General features: G+C 57.0%; 6 protein-coding genes. 4 read left to right on the top strand and 2 right to left on the bottom strand.

What is annotated here, in order from left to right; all coding sequences use genetic code 11:
• Positions 1-224: 224 nt before the first annotated feature.
• Together greA and BDE01S_RS06165 are read right to left on the bottom strand one after the other, a co-directional pair.
• On the bottom strand, positions 225-701 hold the full coding sequence (gene greA, locus BDE01S_RS06170) for a transcription elongation factor GreA (RefSeq protein ID WP_066078790.1): 477 nt from the start codon (positions 699-701) through the stop codon (positions 225-227).
• A 277-nt stretch (positions 702-978) separates the two neighbouring features.
• Positions 979-1,881 carry a LysR family transcriptional regulator gene (locus BDE01S_RS06165; RefSeq protein WP_066078787.1) on the bottom strand — a complete coding sequence of 301 codons (903 nt, stop codon included), beginning with the start codon at positions 1,879-1,881 and terminating at the stop codon, positions 979-981.
• A 262-nt stretch (positions 1,882-2,143) separates the two neighbouring features.
• On the opposite strand from BDE01S_RS06165, the gene BDE01S_RS06160 reads away from it, so the two are divergent.
• The 4 genes from BDE01S_RS06160 (at position 2,144) to BDE01S_RS06145 (ending at position 8,072) form a co-directional block, all read left to right on the top strand.
• Entirely contained in the window at positions 2,144-3,238 is a 1,095-nt protein-coding gene (locus BDE01S_RS06160; RefSeq protein ID WP_066078784.1) for a 4-oxalomesaconate tautomerase, read from the top strand.
• Between the two features lie 280 nt (positions 3,239-3,518).
• Complete coding sequence (locus BDE01S_RS06155; protein ID WP_066078781.1) at positions 3,519-4,355, top strand: shikimate dehydrogenase family protein; 837 nt, start codon at positions 3,519-3,521, stop codon at positions 4,353-4,355.
• Between the two features lie 81 nt (positions 4,356-4,436).
• Complete coding sequence (locus BDE01S_RS06150; protein ID WP_066078779.1) at positions 4,437-5,777, top strand: MFS transporter; 1,341 nt, start codon at positions 4,437-4,439, stop codon at positions 5,775-5,777.
• A 408-nt stretch (positions 5,778-6,185) separates the two neighbouring features.
• The gene (locus BDE01S_RS06145) at positions 6,186-8,072 is read left to right on the top strand and encodes a bifunctional sugar phosphate isomerase/epimerase/4-hydroxyphenylpyruvate dioxygenase family protein (RefSeq protein WP_066078773.1); all 1,887 of its coding nucleotides are present in this window, start codon (positions 6,186-6,188) and stop codon (positions 8,070-8,072) included.
• Positions 8,073-8,399: the final 327 nt, after the last annotated feature.

Raw genomic sequence — 8,399 nt, 5'->3', positions numbered from 1 at the left:
TCCCATTCTTATTTTATTCGACTATATCAGCAGAATACCGGAAAAACCAAACCGCCCGGCCAGTCAAAAGCCGTCTGAAAAATGCTCAAATTTTCAGACGGCTTTTGCATCTTATCGTCACTTCATCAGCTTGATACGGCACTGCTGCGCCTTATCTCAACCCAACGCAACGACAATCCGTTTGCCACGGATAAACCGCCGGGGCTTATCCGCGCGTGCTTGCGTTAAATATATTCGACCGAAATAATGTCGTATTCGCGCACGCCGCCCGGCGCCTGCACTTCCGCCACATCGCCCTCTTCTTTGCCGATTAAGGCGCGGGCAATCGGTGAGCCGACGTAAATCTTGCGCTCTTTGATGTCCGCTTCGTCTTCGCCGACGATTTGGTAGGTCACCTGCTCTTCGGTTTCCAGGTCTTCCAGCGTCACGGTAGAGCCAAATACGATTTTGCCCTCGGCGTGGATTTCCGCAGGGTTAATCACATGGGCAACAGAGAGCTTGTGTTCCAGCTCGGCAATGCGGCCTTCGATAAAGCCCTGGCGCTCTTTGGCGGCTTCGTATTCCGCATTTTCCGACAAATCGCCGTGCGAACGCGCTTCGGCAATCGCCTCGATGACCTCCGGACGGGCCACGCTTTTCAAATGTTGCAGCTCCTGTTTGATTAACTCCGCACCACGGACGGTCAAAGGAATTTTTTGCATTTCAATTCTCCGTAAAAGCGTGTTTCCGCTTTTGCAGCCGAACAAAACCAGAACACGGCAATCATGCCGTATCACGCTGATTTTAAATGGCTATATATTATCGTATTGCCCCGCCCGGCCGCAGCCGCCGCAGGCGTAAAAATACAAGCCGCCAAACAGGCGGCTTGTGGGATAGCAAGGATGCGGGCTATTGTACCAAAAACATTGGAAACCGCAATGATTAATACGGTTTTTAACACATCGTTTTTGAGAACACATTGTCCCGCCGACAGGCAGGCTACCCGCCCATCCATTCGGCGCACAGGCTTTTCAGTATGCCGTCCAGCTCCCGCTGGGTGCGCGTCAGTGCGCGTTTGGCGGGCGTGGCCAAAAACAGGCGGCTGATAAAAGTCGGCGCTTCAATCGGAATCACGCGGATGCGGTCGCTGTGTTTCATCACTTCCAGCGCGTAGCGGGACTGTATGGAATAGCCCATGCCCTCGGCCACCAGCTGCAGCATGGTTTCCACGCTGTCGATTTCCAAAATGATATTGGGGCTCAGATTGTGTCTGGCCATTTCCTGCTCGACCAGCAGCCGGAAGGTATTGGGCACGGAAGGCATAATCAGCGGCAACTGCGCCAGATGTTCCGCCGTCAACACCGCCCCCTCGGGAAAACCGGCATCTTCCAGCGGCGCAATCAGACACAGCCGTTCTTCGCACACCAGGCTTTTATCGATTTCGGCGGAATACGGCGGGTCATACAGCAGCGCCATATCGACTTTGCCCTGCTGCAGGCGGTCTTGCAGCTGGTTGCTCAAGCCCTCGGTAATCCGCAGCCGCGCATCGGGCAAATCGGCTCGGAAACGCTGAATCAGGGGCAGCGACAGCAGCTTGGCCGGCGTCGGCGGCAGCCCCAGCACAATATGGCCGCCCAGCTTGCCGCTGTTGAGGTTCAAATCTTCCTGTATCAGCTCGATTTGCTGCAGAATAATGCGGCAGTGCTCAAGCAGGATGCGCCCCGATTCGGTCAGCGACACCCCGCGGCCGTGGCGGGTCAGCAGGCTTTGGCGCAGTTCGATTTCCAGCAGGCGGATTTGGCGGCTCAACACGGGCTGCGCCACGCCGAGCACATCGGCCGCGCGCGTGTAGCTGCCCTGCTGGGCGACGTATTGGAAATATTTGAGTTGTTTTAAATCCATGTCTTTCTCTGATGCAGGCTTGAGTGCTTACTGTACCACAAAAAACACCCCTGCCCGGCGGCTTCGGCACTTCGGCAAAGAAATGTAACGGCGGAGGCCTTGCACCCGATGCGGCTTTAACGCAGGCGCAAAGTCTGCCGCCACGCCGTTTTTGCTATACATTTTTGTTATAACTGCTAGTTATCTGGCCATCTTTCTAAACAAATCTTTACCGCCAATAATGGACTACATCGAATAACAAACCGTTCTACAGAGGAAAACCATGCCCGCCCAAACCGCCGTTCCCGCCATGCTGATGCGCGGCGGCAGCTCCAAAGGTCTGTTTTTCGCCTTAAGCGATCTGCCCGCCGATGAAAACGTACGCAACCGTGTTTTGCTGGCCGCTATGGGCTCGCCCGATACGCGCCAAATCGACGGCGCGGGCGGCGCGCATCCGCTGACCAGCAAAGTCGGCATGGTTGCGCCAAGCGAGCAGCCCGGCGTGGATTTGGAATTTCTGTTTGCCCAGCTGCAGCCGAGCAACGATACCGTCGATACCCGCCCCAACTGCGGCAATATGCTGGCCGCCGTCGTGCCTTTCGCCTTGGAAAAAGGCATGATTCAAGCGCAGCCTGGCGAAACGACCGTGCGCGTATTGACCCTGAATACCGGCATGCTCAGCGACATCACGGTGCAAACACCCGACGGCATTATCCAATATGAAGGCCAAGCGAAAATCGATGGCGTGCCCGGCACATCCGCGCCCATCCGTATCCGCTTTTTGGACACCGAAGGCTCGGTTGCCGGCAGCCTGCTGCCGACAGGCAATGCCTGCGACGTGTTCGACATCGAAGGCTTCGGCGCACTAGAAGCCACCTGCATCGACAACGGCATGCCCATGGTTTTGGTACGCGCCGCCGATCTCGGCCGCAGCGCCTATGAAAGCGTGGCGGATCTGAATGCCGATACCGAACTGAAAACCACGCTGGAAAAGCTGCGCTTGGCCGCCGCGCTCAAAATGGGCTTGGGCGACGTATCCGCCAAAAACTATCCCAAAATGTGCCTGCTGAACGCACCGCTGCACGGCGGCGCCGTACATACCCGCTGCTTTATTCCGCACGTCTGCCATGAAGCCGTCGGCGTATTGGCCGCAGTCACCATCGCCACCGCCTGCGTGATGCCGGAAAGCGTGGCCGCCGGTTTGGCCGTTACCCCCGATTTGAGCGCCCTTTCCATCGAACATCCGAGCGGCGAATTCAGCGTGGCGCTGGAAACCGACCCTCAGGGTAAAGTCCAGGGTGCGGCGCTGATCCGCACCGCCCGCAACATCATGCGCGGCGAAGTGATGATTCCTTCGTCCGTGTGGAACGGCAGTTGAGTGCCGCGCAGGCCGTCTGAAAATGGCGCCTGGCCGATTAGCATTTGCATCATCTTTATCTTATTTTTGTGATTTTTTATTGCACAAAAAAAGCCGGTTAATGTAAATTAACAGACTTATTCCAAAATAATTACTCAATAAATACAAAACAGGCACAAACTGCGCCGTTTTCAGACGGCCTGCCCGCCCAAACACACACACTCAAACCCCGCCCGCCACGGGTAAACCCAAGCTGGCGGCGGGACATTCTACAAACGACAACATCCAAAGGAGCAGCTTCATGAACATCGACGGCAACACCCAAGTCATCGCCCACATCGGCTACCCCACCCATACCTTTAAATCGCCGATGATTTACAACCCCTATTTCGCCGCTGAGGGCATCAACGCTCTGGTTGCCCCGTTTGCCTCCCAAGCGGATGCCTATCCCGATTTTTTACGCGCCATCTTCTCTTGCGGCAACGTCATCGGCGCTTTGATTACCATGCCGCACAAAGTCTCCACCGTCGGCCTGGTTGACCGCCTGACCCCGACCGCGCAAATCGCAGGCTCGTGCAATGCGGTGCGTCGCGGCGCAGACGGCAAACTCGAAGGCGATATGTTCGACGGCGAAGGCTTTGTGCGCGGTGTGCGCCGCAAAGGTTTCGCGCCCGAGGGCAAATCCGCGCTGGTGGTCGGCTGCGGCGGCGTGGGTTCGGCGATTGCCGCTTCTCTGGCTGCGGCAGGCGTTGCCCGCTTGGCCTTGTTTGATGTCAACAACGATTCCGCCGAAGCGCTGGCAGGCCGTCTGAAACAGCATTACACCGCTTTGGAAGTCGTTTGCGGCAGCAACGACCCCGCCGGTTTCGATTTGGTGGTCAACGCCACGCCGCTGGGCATGTATGAAGGCGACCCGATGCCTATGGATGTCGAGCGGATTGCGCCGACGACGTTTGTCGGCGAAGTGGTGCTGAAAAGCGAAACCACCGCTTTCCTGGCCGCCGCCCAAGCCCGCGGCTGCAAAACCCAAATCGGTACGGATATGCTGTTCGAGCAGATTCCGGCCTATCTGGAATACTTCGGACTGCCCACCACCACCGCCGACTATCTGCGCGAAGTCGCCAAAATCCAATACTGATTTTTCAGACGGCCTGCGCGGGCAGTTGTGGCAGGCCGGCTGATGCGAAATAGAAAAACAGCGATACCTTAGGAGAAAACCATGTCGCAAAACTCCCATGAAATCAATGTCCGCGAGCTGCTCGACGGCCGCGGCGTAAGCACCTACCAGAAGCTGGTGATTTTTCTCTGCTTCCTGATCGTCGTGATGGACGGCTTCGACGTCGTGATTATGGGCTTCGTCGGCCCCAGCCTGAAAGACGCTTGGAATCTGACCAACAACGACTTGGCGCCGGTACTCAGCGCCGCCCTCTTCGGCCTGACGTTCGGTGCGCTCACCGCCGGCCCTTTGGGCGACCGCTTCGGCCGCCGCAAAGTCTTGATTGTCAGCGTGTTTATTTTCGGCCTCTTTACGCTTTTGGTCGCCTATGCCACGCAGATTTGGCACATGATTCTGTTCCGCTTTATCGCCGGTTTCGCCATGGGCGGCATCATGCCGATGGTGGCAACGCTGGCCAAAGAATATTCGCCTGAAAAACGCAGCGCTCTGCTGGTGACCATCGTCTTTGCCGGCTTTACCGTCGGCGCGGCGGGCGGTGGCTTCCTGGCAGCCTGGATGATTCCGCTGTGGGGCTGGGAAAGCGTCTTCATCTTCGGCGGCGTTGCCCCGATTTTGCTGAGCGTGTTCATGATTTTCAAACTGCCTGAATCACTGGCGTTTATGGTGCACAAAGGTGCCGACCGCGCCGCCATCCGCAAAATCGTCGAATGGTGCGCCCCGGGTTCGACCACCGAGCACAGCACGTTTTTCATCCCCTCGCCCGCAACCGTGCAGGCCGATGCCAACCCGATTAAAACCATTCTCAACAGCCACTATGCCAAAGGCACGGTGTTATTGTGGATTATCTACTTCAGCCATCTGTTCCTCGTCTATCTGCTGGGCAGCTGGATGCCGACCATGATTAAAGAATCGGGCATGGATGCCGCGCAAGCGTCGATTATTGCAGCCATGTTCCAACTGGGCGGCCCGCTCGGATCGATTATGCTGGGTTGGTTTATGGACCGCTTCGAGCCGCACCGCGTATTGGCCATCTCCTACTTCAGCGGCGCACTCGTGCTGGTATGGATGAGCAACCTCGGCCCCGAATACCTGCTGCTCTGCCTGACCTCTTTCTACATCGGCGCAGCGTTTAACGGCGGCGGCACAGGCATGAATGCCCTGTCAAGCAACTTCTTCCCGCTCTCCGCCCGCGCCACCGGCAACAGCTGGATGCACGGTATCGGCCGCACCGGCGCGATTATCTCCGCCTTTGCCGGCGCCTGGATGCTGAACGCAGGCTGGGACTTCTCCACCGTTGCCCTCGCCCTGACCGTTCCCGCATTAATCAACACTGCGGCGCTGACCTGCAAATACTTTATCTACCGCAACAGCAAAGAAGCATAAAGCGGCACATACCACCAACGGCTCTCCTTCCGGCAGAGCCGTTTTCTGCCGTTTAACCGCCTGCTTCGTCACGCAAAACCGGAACGGGCAACGCACTGCGTATTACTGCTCCAAACAGCGGCGTATATATAGTTGGAAAAATTAAATTCTGATACAAGGCGAGCCGGTGCCGGAACAGAAATTACTCTCCGACTATATATTGAACGACATCATCGCAGGATAAACATCCGCCTTGTATGACTTTACACTTAATTCCACTATAATTCCGAAAAAGCCTGCGGTTTCCCCAAACGCAGGCCGTCTGAAAAACGCATGATTTTCAGACGGCCTATACACCGCAGCCCCAATGACTTTACAGCCGCCATGCCCAAAAGCGGCCGACGCACACCTTCATTCCACGGAGTACCCATGAAACACTGCATTGCCACCGTCTCCCTCAGCGGCACGCTGCCCGAAAAGCTGCGCGCCATTTCCGCCGTCGGCTTCGAGGGCGTGGAAATTTTTGAAAACGACCTGCTGTATTTCGACGGCTCGCCCGCCGACATCCGCAAAATGTGCGAAGATTTAAACCTCAAAATCATGCTGTTTCAGCCGTTCCGCGATTTTGAGGGCGGGCCGCGCAGCAAGCTGGCGCAGCAGATTAACCGCGCCGAGCGCAAATTCGAGCTGATGGCCGAGCTGGGTACCGACCGCCTGCTCGTGTGCAGCAACGTCCAAGCCGATACCAGCACCGACGACGCGCTGATTGCCGATGATCTCCACCGCTTGGCCGAAACCGCCGCCAAACACGGCATGCAGGTCGGCTACGAAGCGCTGGCCTGGGGGCGGCACGTTTCCTCCTACCGCCACGCCTGGGATTTGGTGCAAACCGTCAACCACCCGAATTTGGGCATCATTCTCGACAGCTTCCATACCTTGTCCATCAACGACGACTTAAGCCGTCTGAAAGACATTCCGCCCGAAAAAATCGTGTTCCTGCAGATTGCCGATGCACCGCTGATGAAAATGGACGTGCTCGAATGGAGCCGCCACTACCGCAACTTCCCCGGCCAGGGCGAGTTGGACGTGGCCGCCTTCCTCGAGCCGATTATCGCCAACGGCTACAACGGCCCGTTGTCGCTGGAAGTGTTCAACGACAAATTCCGCGCCGCGCCCGGCGTTTCCACTACCTCCGATGCCATGCGCTCGCTGCTGTTTCTCGAAGAGCAGACCGCAAGCCGTCTGAAAAACCCGGCCGGCGTGCAGGCAGCGCTTTTCTCGCCGCCCGCCGCATCCGCTTTCCAAGACACCGAGTTTCTCGAATTTGCCGTCAATGACGACAGCGCCCAGCGCATCGACAACATCCTGCGCCAATTCGGCTTCCAGAAAACCGGCCTGCACAAAAGCAAAAACGTCACCCTCTACCAGCAAGGCAGCATCAACCTGATTCTCAATGCCGAACCCGATTCGCTGGCGCACGCCTTTTTCAACGCGCATGGCACGTCCGTCTGCGCCGCCGCCTACAAAGTGGCCGACGCCGACGCCATGTACCGCCGCGCCGTTGAATACGGCAGCATTTTCTACGAAGGCAAAGTCGGCCCCAACGAGCGCCATATCCACGCCATCCGCTCTCCCAATGGCGGCCTGCAGTATTTTGTCGACAGCGACATTTACAGCGCCGACTTCCACATGAGCAAATTCCAAGGCCGCCCGCACATCTGCCGCATCGACCACACTGCCTACGGCGTTGCCAGCGAAGCCATGGACAGTTGGACGCTGCACTTTGCCGCAATTTTCGGCTTCCAAATCGAAGACGACCTGACCCTGCCCGACCCCTACGGCCTGATGAAAAGCCGCGTATTACGCAGCGCCGACGGCCGCATCCGCCTGCCGCTGAACATCTCGGAAAACCAGCGCACCATCGTTTCCCGCTCCATGGCCAGCTACAAAGGCGCAGGTCTGCAACACGTCGCCTTCGCCAGCACCGACATCTTCGCCACCGTCGCTGCCTTACGCAGCAACGGCGCGACCCTGCTGGATATTCCGCAAAACTACTACGACGACCTGCAGGCACGCTTCGGCCTGAGCGACGAATTCACCGCCCAGCTGCGCGAACACCACCTGCTCTACGACACCGACGGCAAAGGCGGCGAATTCCTGCACGCCTACTCCCCACTGATTGAAGACCGCTTCTTCTTTGAAGTCTGCGAACGGCGCGGCGGCTACGACCAATACGGCGCCGCCAACACCCCCGTCCGCCTGGTTGCCCAAGATTTATATTGGAAAAAACATCAGGAATCAGCCGCAATGCGCTGATGTATCGGCAAAAAAGCCGTCTGAAAATGCTGTATGATGCGGATTTTCAGACGGCTTTTCTTTCATAAACTAAGGTAACGTGTGTTCAGGATAAAACAAACGCGTGAGAAAAATAGCACCCGTTGAAGTTCAGAAACCTGTCCCTTCCCCCGCCCTGCGGGGGAAGGTTAGGATGGGGGGTTGGCCTAAAGTACCCTGTAAATCAATCCCCCCCTAACCCTCCACCGTTAAGACGGGGGGAGGAAATAGATTACTGAAATATCAAATATTACTCAAATCGCTTATCCCGAACGCACGTTTCATATAGTCGCAGAAATTGCTCTTTGA

The organism is Bergeriella denitrificans NBRC 102155, from assembly GCF_001592185.1.
Taxonomy (GTDB): domain Bacteria; phylum Pseudomonadota; class Gammaproteobacteria; order Burkholderiales; family Neisseriaceae; genus Neisseria; species Neisseria denitrificans.
The sequence above is the reverse complement of the archived record's forward strand: the minus strand, read 5'-3'. Positions and strand labels throughout refer to the sequence as shown.